Here is a 13813-nt window from a genome sequence, read left to right on the forward strand (position 1 = left end):
ATGCACAATGCTGAGATTCTTCACGCCGAAAAATGCCCTGTCATCAAGATGATCGGGTCCGAGCCCGCCGTGGCGGACGCTATTCGAGAAAATTGCCCGGATGACGTCGACCTTGAGACGCTTGATGATCAAGCTGACCTCTCAAGCCATTTAGAAGAGGACGGCCAGCCGGTTGATGTAGTGTTACTTGGGACGAGCCCTGATCTTGCGGTCCAAATCGCGCAACGAATACACACGATCGACAAGTTTCTTCCAGTCATCATACTCACTCGACCTGAGGCATGCCGCCCCCTCAGACGAACCCTTATGTTCAGCCCGTTCCTCGGGAGCGAGGTCATACCCTGGTCGAGTGAGGATCTGACTGCACTACCCAATGCCTTAATGGAAGCGGTCAACCGCCGCAGGCAGAGACAGCGCCACCATCACGCTCTCTGTCGTGCTCAGGTGCGTTTCGAGAAGCTTCCGCACCTAAAACCGGAATTGAACCAGTATCTCGACCAATTGCTCGACTGCGCCCCTATCGGCGTCATGACGATCGATGCATCGGGTGTCATTCTTACGCTAAACCATCAAGCACAGGAAATCCTTAACGCCACAAACCGCATTACGCTTGGGGGCGCATTGAACGACCTTTTTTCAAAGGACGACCATCCTGTGATCGCAAATCTTCGAACCGAAATTGCAACAGGGCGTAGTCCGAGTGCGCAAAGGACGGTGCGGCTACGCGAAACGGATAGCGTGAGGAAATATATCGCAATTACGATGGCTCCGCTTTGTTATCGAAATACCATGCGCCAGCCTGGCTTGATGGTGATCTTGCAGGACGTCACGTCGAGGGTCGACGCCGAGGCCGAGCGGCGAGATGCAGAAGAGAAGTTACGGAAGCACGTCAAGACATTGCGGAAATTCCACGAGATAAGCACCCGCGAAGACATCTGTTTCGACGAAAAACTGAGCGGTGTACTGAAGCTGGCTTGCGCACAGTTCGGCCTGGCAGCGGGTATGGTAACGAGTATCAACGGTGAGGAATTCGACATCATCGCATCAGTGGGGTCCATGGATCTCGATGGACTACAGAACGCCGGGTTGCATTCAAACCGATTTTGCTTTCGAGCCATTAAATCGAAGGAGCCTTACACCTATGTTGGCGATGGGCAGGGTCCAAACTGTTCAGGAATCAACAAGAGTTGTGAAACGCCAGTGGCCTACATCGGAGTTCGGTATCTGGTAAATGACATTATCGAAGGGACGTTATGTTTTTGGGGAAATAAAGCCGAGAGTGATGAGTTTACAGACGCTGATAAAGAGTTGATTAAGATGATGGGCCAGTGGCTCGGCCGGGAATGGCAGCGTGCGCGCTCCGAAGCACGAATGCGGAAGCTTTCCAGCGCGCTTGAGCAGGCAGCCGATGCTGTCATGATAACCGACAGAAACCGGATGATAGAGTACGTCAACGGCTCATTTGAATGCATGACCGGTTACTCGAAGGAGGAGCTAATCGGGCGTCCGGCTGGAGTGTTGCGTTCAGGATTTCATGATCAGGAGTTCTACAATCAGATTTGGAGATTGATTAGTAGTGGAAAAGCCTATCGAGGCGAGCTGGTGAATCGAAAGAAGGATGGAAGTATATATCACGAGCAAAGAACGATAACTCCGCTTAGAGATGCCAATGGAGAGATTACCCACTTTATTTCAACAGGGCATGATATAACCGAGTTAGTGGAAACTCAGAGGCAAAATCGATTGCACCAATCGGAGCTCACGCACGTGGCACGGCTGAGCACCTTGGGTGAGATGACATCAGGACTGGCGCATGAGCTAAATCAGCCACTTTGCGCCATAACCACTTTTACCCAGACGTGTCTTCGAATGCTCTCTGCGGGGGAATATAAACCGGATGATCTTTACTACGGTCTCCAGCAAGTGCTACGACAAGCTGAAACCGCAACCGAGATTTTTCGTCGGTTGCGGATGTTTTCCCGAAAAGGCGAGATTGAAGAGTGCTCTGTTGAGTTAGGTCAGATTGTTGGGGAGATTGAGAGCTTCGTTGAGTCCGAAGCATTGCAGAATTTGATAAACGTTCACTTTGATGTTCCGGATAGGTTGCCTCCGGTCTGGGCGGATCGCATACAGTTGGAGCAGGTTTTGTTAAATCTGGTGCGGAATGCAATGGAAGCAGTGTCGGAACGCGATCCCGGTTGCAGAAACGTTACAATAACGGCTACGCGGAATGAGGAGACCGAGGTGACGGTGGATGTGCGTGATAGTGGACATGGGTGTCCACCGGATATTGCTAATCGTCTGTTCGAGCCGTTCTTCACTACAAAAGAAAAGGGAATGGGGGTCGGTCTAGGGATAAGTCAGAGTATTGTTGAGGCACATGGAGGTCGGTTGTGGTTGGAGGAGACAAGTCCGCAGGGGTCAGTCTTCCGCTTTACAGTGCCACAGGCGAAGGGGGAGAAGGATGAGTAATTTATCGGAAGACCACAACGTCGTACATGTGGTGGACGACAGTGCGGCGGTTCGTGACTCAATTGGGTTTCTGGTAAACCAAGTTGGATTGAGGAGCGAGAAATATGCGTCAGCTTCCGAGTTTCTGGACGTGGTGGACGAGAAGACTCGTGGTTGTCTGGTGCTAGATGTACGAATGCCAGGTATGAGTGGGTTGGATCTTCAAGATGTGTTGCGAGAACGAGGGATAAAACTACCGGTAATTATTATCACTGGGCACGGGGATGTGCCAATCACGGTCCGAGCGATGAAGGCCGGGGCGGTGGAGTTTCTGCAGAAGCCTTTCAACGACCAGGATCTCCTTGACACGATTAACACCTCGATCGAGGAATACAGAAAGATCTGGGAACAGGAAGATCATGCAAGGCGTGTAAAAGAGAAGATTGCCGGCCTTACCCCACGTGAACGAGAGGTGCTGGCACGCCTTGGCAAAGGCAGGCCCAATAAAATTATTGCGTATGAGATGGAGCTTTCTGTTCGAACGGTGGAAGGATACAGGGCAAGTATTATGAGCAAACTGGGAGCCCGGTCGATTGGGGAGCTTATGGAGATTGTTTTGAAGGCCGGTTTGGAGCCAGAAAAGGAGCCAGACTAATGGGGCGCTCTGGCTGGGGTAGGGGCTCCAATGCGGTTGGCAGGGTCTCTAGCCGGAAAGGGGCTTCGCAGAGGGGCCGGGTTGTCCACGTGCTATAAGTAAGAGCTTGGATCCGTCTCGCGGCAGATCAGTATGCAGGATACTCGCTTACGTTCAGGCCCTTGGGCCATCTTTCCCGGTTGTGCGCGGTTCGAATTGATTTGGGCAGCAACACAGTGCACCCCTCCTCGTCCCATATGGCTCGGCTGCCCAAATGACGCGTGAATACCGGTACATGAGCCGTTCGGCATTGTTCTAAAACGCCTCGGATCCAGTCGACATGGCATGGGCGGGCCCTAGGTCCGGTTTCTCCGCCAATGACCACCCAATGGATGGAGTGTGGCTTGTCACGAGCCCGGTCTGGGCCACTGCATTTGGCGCATATCGCGATCGGCTCAGGGGGCTCTCCCTGCCGCACAGTCAAGTATGGAGTCAGAGCGATCGGTGAAAGGAGGGGCTCCACGGACAACCAGCGGACGGCAATGGGCAGTTCAAGGAGACACGGTATCCTCAAATCAGCCATCGGCTGACTCTCAACCGAGACCCCCAGCCAGATGTGTCGGCAGTACGGCTGAATCCTCTGCTGGAGGGGTAGTGACGAGTTCCACCGAAAAAATGCCAGGGCGTTTTCAGGACGTTTGGTAAGAATCTGGTAAAAATGCTGGTGGGCGAACATCATTTTCGACCACACCCTGTGAATGAACGTAAATGGCACATCTGGATGAAAAAGATCGCTCATCGAGTTGACGAAAACTAGGCGCGGCTTCCGCCAATGCAGAGGCAGCGACAAACGATCAGCGTGAGCTTTAACATCATCAAAGGAGCGGTTGAAGTAGAGGGTGGCTGCGTTTTTACTAAGCCGTCGCCAATGGCGCTCAGCGTAGCAATTCTTGCATCCAGCGCTAATCTTTTCGCAACCCGTCACGACGTTCCAAGTAGCATCCGTGCATTCGATTAGGGTTCGTGTGGACATAAAAGAACCTTGCTAACGGTCGAAACTTGAGCCATGAGGGACCCGCGACCATACGATATACGAGCGGGTGAACTGACCGCAGCGTCCTCATCTCCTAACACCCAGAGGACGTCTCGGTGGTCGGGTCTTGTGCTCAATCCTGCAACCGGGGCGATCGGCTCGAAATATGGATGCAAGGGTTGGATCAACAAAATGCCGTGTTGTTCGAAATCCCGACGGGCGGAGGTCTGTCCGGAGGTTCGGTCCTGCCCGCTGGTGGGGCGATGCTCAACGTCCCATGTCGAGTCCCCACCGCGAGGGATGTTTGAGGATGGTTGTGACCTAGTGATGGTCAATAAGCGAGTACGTCCGGATCTTGTCGACGGGTTCGATCCGGTCTGCACGCGTACCAACAACACACCGGCCCTCGGGGTCGCAACCCCAGATATGGTACGCATTAAAACTTTGCAGGTCCTCCGGGAGTTGCTCTCGGTGGGGCATCTGCCGGGCGACCAGCCGGTCGCGAGCCTTATCCTCTCGCATTTCCCGGAAGATGCGTTCAAGTTCGCTCTGGAGATCATCTGCAGACCGACCATCCCACTGTCCAACGACTCGCTCTGCGTCAGTCTTGATTTCGTTCGTCATAAAAGCTCCTCTTAAAAACGATCCCTGACCATCATCAACACCGATTTCGGGATAATCCAGTTCGACCCCATTTTCTGTTCCTGAACAGCAACGAGAAGCTGGTCGCGCGTGAATTCTTTTCCGTGCTTTTTGGCCATGCTGAGGTATTTTTCGATAAATGAGTCTTGGTCGGGGCACTCATCCAGTTGAGTGAGCATGTCGGAATCCTTGGCTACGATTTCGCCGAACTCTCGGATGGGGCGTTCGTAGGGTCTGGCCTCAAGATCTCTTTCCAGTGCTGATTGAAGCATTGTATTTCTCCCCTCTAGGTCTTGATCGGAAGTGCGAATAGGTTCTGTTGTGGCTTACGGCTCTAATGGTCTAGGGTAGGGCCATTAAGAGTAATGCATATATTTAGACTAAGGTCGATCGGGGCGCCTAGTAGTAGAAGCTCAGTAGAGAAAAGGTAGTACTACGGTACTGATTGCGAGACAACGCGGATTGAATACAGAGTATTTGGAAATCCATGCTCGCTTTATAGGGTATGTCTAGCATAAGCACCACGGGAATTGCGCGAGATAGGGATCCTCCGGTCTCGCGATCGATCATGAAACAGGGAAGGGTATGGCCTGTAGATGCACGGTGTACGTACCGGTTGCGTACATTTGCGGATGGTTCCGTAGGGATATCTCTCCTAAACATTGTGGTCAGGCGAGCAAAGCTCTTGTGGAAGGTGGCTAGAGCCAGATTCGCCGACTTAACGTTCTGTGACTAGAGAGAGGTTTCGTCATCATGTTACGCAGATTGGTATTTGGACACTTGGTGTACCTGTGGACACCCATCGGTCTGTTGGCTGCCTTGGCGGGCGTGCTAGCAGGGGGAATGTGGGTGTGGCTTGGTATGACCGTCTTCACCTTGAATATTATCCTGGATACGCTGACCCGTAATATTCATACCAGCGGAGCGGCTACAACGAAGGACGGTAGGCCTGCCGGGGTTGGAGTCATCCACAATCTCGTCATGTATCTGATGCTTCCGGTGTTCGTTGCCTTGATGGCGGCCCTGGCTTGGAGGGTCTTCCAGTATACCGCCGGGGTGCCCATCGAGACGCAGACCTTTACGGCCTTTGGCTGGACTTTGCAGTACACCAACGGCATTAGGGGTCTGGAGCTCATGGCGGCAACACTTTCTGTCGCCCTGCATCAAGGGCTGGGTATCATCTACGGCCACGAGCTCTCCCATACCAAGGGGCCCAGCTTCCTGATCTCTCGGTGGATCATGGCGCTGTCCGGTGCGGCGCACTTCTGCTTTGCGCACGTGTACAACCATCATCTTGAGCTGGGCCGTGCCTGGATGGGTCCCGAAGGTAACAAGATGGGCGATGATGTCGACCCGGCTACGGCACCTCGCGGGCGCAGTATCTATAAGCACTTCCTTGTTTCGCACATTGGGCAGTCCTACTTCGGCATCCGGACGGAACGGAAACGCCTGAAGCGCCAGGGCAAGTCCTTCTTCTCCCTGTCCAACCGCTGGATCCGTGGATACCTGATGAGCGTCCCTGTGGTGGTCGCGTTCGGTGGCCTTGGTTACTGGGGCGGCGGAGTGGAAGGAATGCTGATCGGATTGGCGGCCATGCTCACCGTATGGGTCATCGCCAACTTTGAACTTGAGGCCCTGAATTACATGGAGCATTACGGGCTGATTCGAGTGAAGGGAGAGCCGATTGAATATCGTCACTCCTGGGATAACGACAGCATGTTTACCAGCTGGGCGTTCATTGAAATCGGCCGGCAAGCCGACCACCACGACCGAGGCGAGACCCATTATTGGGAGCTTTCGAATGTCGGTGGTGCGCCGCAGGGTGCCCCAAATACCGGTTTCGGTTACTACACGGAGTTCGTGCTGGCACTGGTACCGCCACTGTGGCATCGAATCATGAAGCGGAAGCTGGCCATCTGGGATCGTGATTTCGCCAGCCCCGAGGAGCGCGAGATCGCGCAGAAGATCAATCGCAAGGTCGGATACGAGGTCGATCCGTCCGAGATTGAAGGGTACAGCATGGACGTCAATTACGCCCTGTAGAAGAAAGTGCCAGGCGGGTGGCGGTCTCGTACCGTACCACCCGCCCTTGGTGCGCTAACAGGAAATCGTAGGATCAGGAGATAAAGCGATGAGTGCTACGGAACAGTCAGTAAAAGATGCCACGGCCGATGCAGATGCAACACTCTACAAACGCTTAGGCGAGCGGCCAGGTATCGAGGCCATTGTAGAAGACATATTCCACAATCATATTACAAATCCCCTTGTAAAGAACCGTTATGAGGCGAGTGATCCCGACGAGGTAAAGCGGCTGGTCACAGAAATGTGCTGCGAGGGATTCGGGGGGCCTGAGAAGTATACCGGAAAAGACATGATTTCCGCGCACAAGGGAATGAACATCAACGATACTGAGTTTGTCGCCGTGGTGGATGATGTCCTGAAGGCCCTCGACAAGCATCAGGTCGGTAAGCGCGAACGGGACGAAGTACTTTCCATTCTGTACTCGCTTAAGCCCGAAGTCGTCTACCTTTAAGGCTAGAAGCGTTGTCATCTGCGTAAGGATTTACTTCTTCATATCCCCTCGTAAACGTTGGCAAGGACACTGTCTTATGTTTGGATTATTTGCCCGCAAGGGTCCGTTCAAGGCTGACATCAAGCCTTCCGGCAAAGCGTTGACGGTCCAGCCTGGTGACAACCTTCTGAAAGCGGCCCTGGACAATGGCATTGCGTGGCCTCATAGCTGCAGGGTTGGAAGTTGCGGGACCTGCAAGGCCAGGTTGGTTAGTGGAAAGATAAAACCTCTGGTGGACTTCAGTTATACGCTTGAGGAGGAAGACTTGGATGCCGGTTGCATCTTGGCGTGCCAATCTTTGCTTAAGAGCGATATCGAGGTGGAAGTCGATCTTGAATCGGGCGAGCTGGTCTTGCCCGAACCGGGTCAGGTGGAAGGCGTAATAGGAGGATATCGGCGTCTGACACACGATATCGTTGAGGTGGGTGTGCGCCTTAATGATCCTCTCCCGGAGTATCTCGCCGGTCAGTATGCCGAGCTCGTCGTACCCGGCGTTATTAATGAGCCACGCAACTACTCCTTTGCCAGGGCACCGGAGACGGAAGAGTCCCGATCGGCAACGTTCTTCGTCCGCTACGTCCCGGGTGGCGTCATGACGACCTGGCTGTTTGGTGAAGACCGGACAGGCTCGCCTGTAACACTACGCGGACCTTTCGGAACCTTCTTTCTTCGCGAGACAGATGCCCCGATGCTTTGTGTCGCAGGGGGTAGTGGTCTTGCGCCGATAAAAGCGGTACTTGAGCAGGAGTTTTCCAGGCCAAGTCGACGAAATGTAACTGTCCTGTTCGGGGCGCGGACGCAGGAGGATCTTTATTGCTTGGACGAGATGAAAGCCTTCGAGTCCAAAGGCGCGGGTGACTTTCAGTTTGTTCCTGTTTTGTCGCTTGAATCGGAGCAGAGCGATTGGGAAGGTCGGCGGGGTAACGTTACCGACACGATAACGGAGGTGATATCGAATCTGGATGGGTACGAAGCGTATCTTTGTGGGCCACCCCCGATGGTAGATGCTGGAATATCGGTCCTGAGACGAGCTGGTCTGGAAGAGTCAAAAATTCACTTCGACAAGTTTCTGGACAGCTCCCACAAGCCGAGGGCCGGAAGTGAGGTCGCTAGTGGGTTCCAAAGAGAACGTGCATTGTTATCGCGCTAGGTATATTGCAAGCCGCGACTGATGCGGGTAAAAGTGAGAAAGGAGAGCACGATGAAGGTGATTTGGGATAGCAATAAGTGCATTCATAGTGGGAATTGCGTGAACAGTTTGCCCACGGCGTTCTTTATTCAAGATGATAAGCTGATTGTGAAGCCGGAGAATGCCAGCTGGGAGGAGGTTCTTAAGGTGGTGTCCGCTTGCCCAGCGAAAGCTTTTACTGTGAAGGAGTAACATGAAGTCGCAGGGGTTCTCTAGGTCCGTACAAGGAGCACCTCTGGCGTCGGGCGAGCAAGGTCAGGTTGGCTCTGTAATCGCGGGTGAGCGGTTTCGAGGGTGGGCGTCGTTCACGGTCGTTGTTTTGGTGTCCCCAGCCAATCAACGTGGTTGCGTTTGGCAGTGCTCGGACGAATGGGCGAGGAGTAGGGGTGGAAAGGTGACGAGACCTGGGAGCGCCTGATGCTAGATTATTGTAATGCCAGGGAATTCCACGGTGCGGTTGCAAGGGTGTGCGCCCCAGCGCGTTTGCATCTTGGATTCCTCGATCTCAACGGGAACCTTGGCCGACGGTTTGGCAGCCTCGGACTCGCCATCGATACGTTTCAGACGCGTGTCGTGGTGGCTAGTGACGGTGAATACCTGGAAGAGATTGCGCGGCCGGATCTTGAGGGTCATACACAATCCCAGCGACGTGCCGAGACTTACTTGGATCGGCTGGCGACTCATTTTGGTCTATCGCCGCGGCGGTGGCGTGTCTGTGTAGAGGAATCTATCCCAGCACATTCGGGCATGGGCTCGGGTACCCAGATGTCTCTGGCGGTAGGGACAGCGCTACAGCGATTGGCGAACCTAGAAACGAATTCGAGAAATCTTGCGACGATCCTCGATCGTGGAGGGCGCTCGGGGGTTGGAATAGGTGCGTTTGATCTCGGCGGTTTCCTGATGGATTGCGGTCGAACGGAAGGGGGGGAACCTCCTCCGATCCTGTCGCGGATAGAATTTCCGAGTGAGTGGCGGATTCTTCTGATTTTGGTGAATGATGTTCAGGGCCTGCATGGGAGTGCGGAGTCCGGAGGCTTTGCGCAACTTCCGGTGTTTCCCCAGGAACGAGCAGCACATCTGTGTCACATTGCCCTGATGCAGGTAGCGCCGGCTCTAATGGAACGGGATCTGGACGGATTTGGTAGAGGGATTGGGGAGATCCAGCGCACGGTGGGCGAGCACTTCGCGCCGGCACAGGGAGGGAGGTTCGCCAGTCCCGCGGTCGCAAGAGTTCTCGCCTGGGCTCAATCGCTTGGCTTTGAGGGTGTTGGGCAGAGTTCCTGGGGCCCAACGGGGTTTGTGATCTTGCCTGATGAAAGGACAGCTCAAGAGGTCAGCGCGAAGGCCAATCGCCGTTTTTCGGATGAGAAGTCACTGCATTTCCGCACTGTTGCAGCATCCAATCACGGCCGCAGGGTGTCCGAAGTCTGCCCGGAGGCTTCGCTCTAACCGGCCAGCTGTATCCCTCTAGTTTTAATTCACACAGAAGGCGAGGAAACGAATGACCCGACCCGCGATATTACATATGGTAACGCCTGAGGCGAACTTGAGTCCGTTTGACGCCAATATGGCGATCGATGCTGGCTGGGAGCACTGCCTCGCATATAACAACCTGGAACTGGCGGAGATTTCTGGCCTGACACAGGACGCCATCTTCTCGCGCGGCCCGAAAGGAGTACGCCGTACAGGTATGTTCGTCGGTGGAAGGGATCAGTTCCTGGCAATGGACATGCTAGATGCAGCACGCAGGTCGATGGTGCCACCTTTTGAGATCTCGGTATTTGCTGATCCGAGCGGAGCCTTCACGACCGCGGCCGGGATGATTGCTTGCGTCGAGGATTCGCTCTCTCGCGTCGAGGAAGAAGGGCTTGCTAACAGAAAGGTGCTGGTGTTCGGTGGAACGGGTCCGGTTGGGTCGGTATGCGGGACGCTCGCGTCGCGAGCAGGCGCGGATGTGAGCATTGTGAGCCATGAGAGCCTGACCAAGGCAAATGAGGTTGCACAGCAATGCAACGAGCGTTTCGGAACGAACCTCGAGGGTGCAGACGGATCGAATGACGGAAAAATACACACACTCCTTGCAGATGCAGAGGTTGTCTTCGGGGCAGCCAAGGCAGGAATTCAGGTTTTGAACGCCGGTCATCTCCAGTATGCTGCTCGGCTTCTCGTCGCGTGCGACGTCAACGCGGTACCTCCGGAGGGGATCGAGGGCGTTGGCGTGACGTCCAGTAGTGAGCCTCTAGAAGCGAGGTCAGGTTGTGCTCGAGCGATTGGGGCACTTGCTGTTGGCAACGTCAAATACAAGGCGCAGCAAGCGCTTCTGAAGCAAATGCTTACGACGGAGACGCCGGTCTACCTGCATTTCGACCACGCTCTTGAAGCTGCGCGCGGCAATGCAGGATCCTGAGCCGACACTTGTTCTGGCTGGGCACAGCGTACGTTCATTGGCGCAATCCGCGAGTGCAAGTGGGCTACGAGTTGTCGCGGTCGACAATTATTCCGATCTGGACACTCGCGAGGCCGCGTGGCGGGTGCTAAAGGTTCAAGGAACGATCGGGGAGACCCCAGAGCAACTCTTGCTTGGCACATTGGGGAAGCCGTTCGAGTCCGCAATGCTGATAGCAGGGGCGGGGTTCGAAGGAAAAGGAGGCTCACTAGTGGAGTTAGAACGCCGGTTCCATGTAGTGGGGAATCTCCCTGAAGTGTGGAACATGGTAGACACACCGGATAGGTTCGCAAAGGTACTGGACGACTTGGACATTCCTTATCCCGAAACTCGAATGGACGAGCCGGAGCAACTGGATGGCTGGCTTTTCAAGACTCGCTCGAGTTGCGGAGGCATGGGTGTTTACCCGGCGAAGAAGGGTATCAGTCAATCGGGCTGCTATCGCCGATATATCACAGGTAAACCCGCATCGGTCTTGTTCGTTGCGGATGGGCATCGAGCTCAAATTCTGGGCTATCACCATCTCTTGCTGACCCGGAAGCCTGGGCGGCCGTACCTGTACGCTGGTGCAGTAGCAATGCAAGGCGTACCAGCTTCTCTGGAGAGTACCGTCAGCCATTGGGTGACGGCGCTTACAGCAAGGCTCGGGCTGCGGGGTTTTAATGGTGTGGACTTCATGGTCAATGCAGCAGGAAGGCCCTGGTTTCTGGAACTTAATCCGCGTCCTACCGCCACCATGGAATTGCATGAGCCCCGGTTGCGGAGGGGAGGGTTGGTTGCATATCACCTGCGGGCATGTATGGGACAACTACCGAAGCCGCTTCCAGTCGACAGTCTGACCCGGGGCCTTCGCATCCTGTTCGCGAAGCAGGAAGTTCGCATCGGACCCGTTCAGTGGCCGGGCTGGAGTCAAGATCGACCCGCGACTGGCACATTAGTGGGGGTGGGTGAGCCAATATGCTCTATATCGGGAGAAGGCCGATCCGCTCTGGAGACTCGAACGATTCTGGCGAAGCGGTCAAGATGGCTACGGGCAATGTTGTTTGCGCGCGAGCCGGGAGTCGTTGAGCATCGACTTGAGGCTTAATCGCTTCCGACCAATGCTGCAACCTCCTTATGGGTGATCTGTCCGTTATGCAAAGATGTGGCAAGTAACGCGCCCGCCGCACCACGTTTCTTCAGTGTAGCTAGATCTCGGGCATTCCTTATCCCTCCAGCGACGAACCACCCAACCGAAGGGGCCGCGCGTTGATATCTCGACAGCCTCGTTAGGTTCGGCCCATGCGCAGTGCCGACACGCGAGATGTCCATCAAAATGGTTTCCCCCGTCCAGAAGCATGCCTGCTCCTCCAGTGTCGGCGGACCCAGAAATTGTCCTTCGGCAAAATCCAGTGAAAGTACCGTTTGTCTACCCGATTCTGGGTCGGCCAAGTAGAATGTATCCACAAGGTTTTCGCTACCGATAACGGGCAGGATGCCAGGTTTAGAAAGCAGGGGTTCAAGATCCCCATGCTGCCGGATTCCCGCATCAACCCAAAGCGTTGCTGGTGAAATCTCGGCGGCGATGTCGTGGAGCAAACCTGCTTGAGAGCCGCGCCCCTGGATTGCATCGAGATCCGCAATGTAGATCAGATCCAGGCCGAGCACGACCGTATAATATCGTGCAAGCGTCAGTGCATCTCCGTCTGCGCACGTTGGAGTCCGTAGCGGCTGATAGGTGTCTCGATGTCCGCGGCGAGCGTGGACTGCCTCGCCTCTCAGAAGGTCAATGACCGGAATTACCTTCATTGCGCAGGTGCTCCCCGGCAAGGCTTTTGATCGGTAGGCTTAATGTACGGTCGTATGACCACCTCGTGGGACCGCTCGGGCTATCATGACACATCGTCTCCCATGTCCGTGCCTTTGCACTTCCGCGAGTAAGCTTTCTGGGGCCACCCAAGAGCGAAGGCTCAAGGATAACTTATCAGCCCCTGCTCAGACATGTAATCGCTTGGGCCCCGGTGGGGAGCCGTGAAAATGCGGCCTACATTGCGGACACGTTCGTGGTCGAGTGTGCTCGATCTACCCTCTGTACATAGAGCCGATCGAAAGCCGATTAGATCGGGTCCTAGACGCAGTAAACGTGGAACCTCGTGACCTTGCAAGGAGCCGGCAAGGCCACAAAACATCCCGAGATCATGCGAGCGGTCAATAAACCGAGCAAGCGTTGAAGTAGACAAGTGCTGGCAAAGGCTGCCGGATGTTTTTGCGTTGGTGTCTAACATTACACCAGCGAATCCCATGTCCCTTAATAGAGTAAGCCAACCAAGACAAGGCTCCAAGTCTGCGAGCAATACGGCAACCAGGTTGTGGGTGGCACAATATCCGTGCGGTAACGTCGATACGAATTCATTCACGTCAGAGATTCGTGGAAAGCCTACTTTTACGTAGTTTGCGCCTGCGTCAAAGCGTTCCATCACGGCGCGCCGCATCGATGCTGGGTTCATGCCAGGCTCGCCTATGGTGGCGCTGATTGGCTTTCGTCCTGCTGTGAACCGGATGACCTTTCTCAATTCGGACAGCTTGACAGCGCCCAAGGCTCCGTTCGACGGTTCCTTCATGTCGATCACATCAACATCATTTCTCATCGCAATCTCGGCTTCAGAGCGATCACGCACACTGGCAAGGAAGAGAGGTCGAGACGGATTGGTTGTGATGGGCGGTGCCCGGAGTGCGCGGTTCATGTCGGAAGGGTTCTCGCGAAAGAGATGGCATCAAAAGGGCAGCAAATAATATGCCAACGCGTACCGATGGGTATGCGAGGTCTTCGGTCAATGTGTTCAATGTAGTGGCAAGGCAAGGGGGCT

The 13813-nt window shown here is 54.7% G+C and carries 14 protein-coding genes and 1 pseudogene; 10 read left to right on the plus strand and 5 right to left on the minus strand.

All coding sequences use genetic code 11. From position 1 onward, the window contains the following. Together F468_RS0112915 and F468_RS0112920 are read left to right on the plus strand one after the other, a co-directional pair. Positions 1 to 2472: a PAS domain S-box protein gene (locus F468_RS0112915; RefSeq protein WP_018995334.1), complete on the plus strand. Its 2472-nt coding sequence runs from the start codon at positions 1 to 3 to the stop codon at positions 2470 to 2472. After that, positions 2465 to 3106, plus strand: coding sequence for a response regulator transcription factor (locus F468_RS0112920; protein ID WP_026278839.1), 642 nt, complete (start codon positions 2465 to 2467; stop codon positions 3104 to 3106). The genes F468_RS0112915 and F468_RS0112920 overlap by 8 nt, the downstream gene beginning before the upstream one ends. A gap of 127 nt (positions 3107 to 3233) precedes the next feature. On the opposite strand, the gene F468_RS14790 is transcribed toward F468_RS0112920, so the two are convergent. Then, positions 3234 to 4118 carry a DUF5131 family protein gene (locus F468_RS14790; RefSeq protein WP_018995335.1) on the minus strand — a complete coding sequence of 295 codons (885 nt, stop codon included), beginning with the start codon at positions 4116 to 4118 and terminating at the stop codon, positions 3234 to 3236. A gap of 324 nt (positions 4119 to 4442) precedes the next feature. On the opposite strand from F468_RS14790, the gene F468_RS14605 reads away from it, so the two are divergent. Continuing rightward, positions 4443 to 4757: a hypothetical protein gene (locus tag F468_RS14605; RefSeq protein WP_196800032.1), complete on the plus strand. Its 315-nt coding sequence runs from the start codon at positions 4443 to 4445 to the stop codon at positions 4755 to 4757. Here F468_RS14605 and F468_RS0112930 read toward each other — a convergent pair. Beyond that, positions 4754 to 5032, minus strand: coding sequence for a hypothetical protein (locus F468_RS0112930; RefSeq protein ID WP_018174268.1), 279 nt, complete (start codon positions 5030 to 5032; stop codon positions 4754 to 4756). The two genes, F468_RS14605 and F468_RS0112930, sit on opposite strands and share 4 nt — an antisense overlap. Before the next feature lie 589 nt (positions 5033 to 5621). Between F468_RS0112930 and F468_RS0112935 the strand changes: the two genes are divergently transcribed. The 4 genes from F468_RS0112935 to F468_RS0112950 all read left to right on the plus strand — a co-directional run bounded on the left by F468_RS0112935 (position 5622) and on the right by F468_RS0112950 (position 8713). Beyond that, positions 5622 to 6803, plus strand: coding sequence for a fatty acid desaturase (locus F468_RS0112935; RefSeq protein WP_231373198.1), 1182 nt, complete (start codon positions 5622 to 5624; stop codon positions 6801 to 6803). An 88-nt stretch (positions 6804 to 6891) separates the two neighbouring features. Further along, positions 6892 to 7293, plus strand: coding sequence for a group 1 truncated hemoglobin (locus F468_RS0112940; protein WP_018174270.1), 402 nt, complete (start codon positions 6892 to 6894; stop codon positions 7291 to 7293). Between the two features lie 76 nt (positions 7294 to 7369). Further along, a complete protein-coding gene (locus F468_RS13850; protein WP_018995337.1) occupies positions 7370 to 8482 on the plus strand; it encodes an NADH:ubiquinone reductase (Na(+)-transporting) subunit F in 1113 nt (370 codons plus the stop codon). A 51-nt stretch (positions 8483 to 8533) separates the two neighbouring features. Continuing rightward, positions 8534 to 8713 carry a (4Fe-4S)-binding protein gene (locus F468_RS0112950; protein WP_018174272.1) on the plus strand — a complete coding sequence of 60 codons (180 nt, stop codon included), beginning with the start codon at positions 8534 to 8536 and terminating at the stop codon, positions 8711 to 8713. A 228-nt stretch (positions 8714 to 8941) separates the two neighbouring features. On the opposite strand, the gene F468_RS14695 is transcribed toward F468_RS0112950, so the two are convergent. Then, positions 8942 to 9142: a hypothetical protein gene (locus F468_RS14695; RefSeq protein WP_231362972.1), complete on the minus strand. Its 201-nt coding sequence runs from the start codon at positions 9140 to 9142 to the stop codon at positions 8942 to 8944. Between F468_RS14695 and F468_RS14410 the strand changes: the two are divergent. From F468_RS14410 to F468_RS14795, 3 genes and pseudogenes are all read left to right on the plus strand, one after another. Further along, a pseudogene (locus F468_RS14410) lies at positions 9047 to 9970 on the plus strand (beta-ribofuranosylaminobenzene 5'-phosphate synthase family protein); the annotation flags it as partial. The gene F468_RS14695 and the pseudogene F468_RS14410 sit on opposite strands and share 96 nt — an antisense overlap. Before the next feature lie 97 nt (positions 9971 to 10067). Then, entirely contained in the window at positions 10068 to 10928 is an 861-nt protein-coding gene (locus F468_RS0112965) for an NAD(P)-dependent methylenetetrahydromethanopterin dehydrogenase (RefSeq protein ID WP_231363222.1), read from the plus strand. Positions 10929 to 11232: 304 nt separating this feature from the next. Further along, complete coding sequence (locus F468_RS14795; RefSeq protein ID WP_369773910.1) at positions 11233 to 12054, plus strand: ATP-grasp domain-containing protein; 822 nt, start codon at positions 11233 to 11235, stop codon at positions 12052 to 12054. Here the strand turns inward: F468_RS14795 and F468_RS14420 are convergent. Together F468_RS14420 and F468_RS14425 are read right to left on the minus strand one after the other, a co-directional pair. Beyond that, the gene (locus tag F468_RS14420; RefSeq protein ID WP_081616861.1) at positions 12051 to 12755 is read right to left on the minus strand and encodes a HisA/HisF-related TIM barrel protein; all 705 of its coding nucleotides are present in this window, start codon (positions 12753 to 12755) and stop codon (positions 12051 to 12053) included. The genes F468_RS14795 and F468_RS14420 overlap by 4 nt on opposite strands. A gap of 161 nt (positions 12756 to 12916) precedes the next feature. Further along, on the minus strand, positions 12917 to 13690 hold the full coding sequence (locus F468_RS14425; RefSeq protein ID WP_081616994.1) for a (5-formylfuran-3-yl)methyl phosphate synthase: 774 nt from the start codon (positions 13688 to 13690) through the stop codon (positions 12917 to 12919). Positions 13691 to 13813: the final 123 nt, after the last annotated feature.

Source organism: Thioalkalivibrio sp. ALJ2 (assembly GCF_000378325.1).
Classification (GTDB): Bacteria; Pseudomonadota; Gammaproteobacteria; order Ectothiorhodospirales; family Ectothiorhodospiraceae; genus Thioalkalivibrio.

Coding starts and splice junctions, on each gene's coding strand:
- F468_RS0112915 (WP_018995334.1), top strand. CDS start 1: ATGCACAATGCTGAGATTCTTCACGCCGAAAAATGCCCTGTCATCAAG.
- F468_RS0112920 (WP_026278839.1), top strand. CDS start 2,465: ATGAGTAATTTATCGGAAGACCACAACGTCGTACATGTGGTGGACGAC.
- F468_RS14790 (WP_018995335.1), bottom strand. CDS start 4,118: ATGTCCACACGAACCCTAATCGAATGCACGGATGCTACTTGGAACGTC.
- F468_RS0112930 (WP_018174268.1), bottom strand. CDS start 5,032: ATGCTTCAATCAGCACTGGAAAGAGATCTTGAGGCCAGACCCTACGAA.
- F468_RS0112935 (WP_231373198.1), top strand. CDS start 5,622: ATGACCGTCTTCACCTTGAATATTATCCTGGATACGCTGACCCGTAAT.
- F468_RS0112940 (WP_018174270.1), top strand. CDS start 6,892: ATGAGTGCTACGGAACAGTCAGTAAAAGATGCCACGGCCGATGCAGAT.
- F468_RS13850 (WP_018995337.1), top strand. CDS start 7,370: ATGTTTGGATTATTTGCCCGCAAGGGTCCGTTCAAGGCTGACATCAAG.
- F468_RS0112950 (WP_018174272.1), top strand. CDS start 8,534: ATGAAGGTGATTTGGGATAGCAATAAGTGCATTCATAGTGGGAATTGC.
- F468_RS14795 (WP_369773910.1), top strand. CDS start 11,233: ATGGTAGACACACCGGATAGGTTCGCAAAGGTACTGGACGACTTGGAC.
- F468_RS14420 (WP_081616861.1), bottom strand. CDS start 12,755: ATGAAGGTAATTCCGGTCATTGACCTTCTGAGAGGCGAGGCAGTCCAC.
- F468_RS14425 (WP_081616994.1), bottom strand. CDS start 13,690: ATGAACCGCGCACTCCGGGCACCGCCCATCACAACCAATCCGTCTCGA.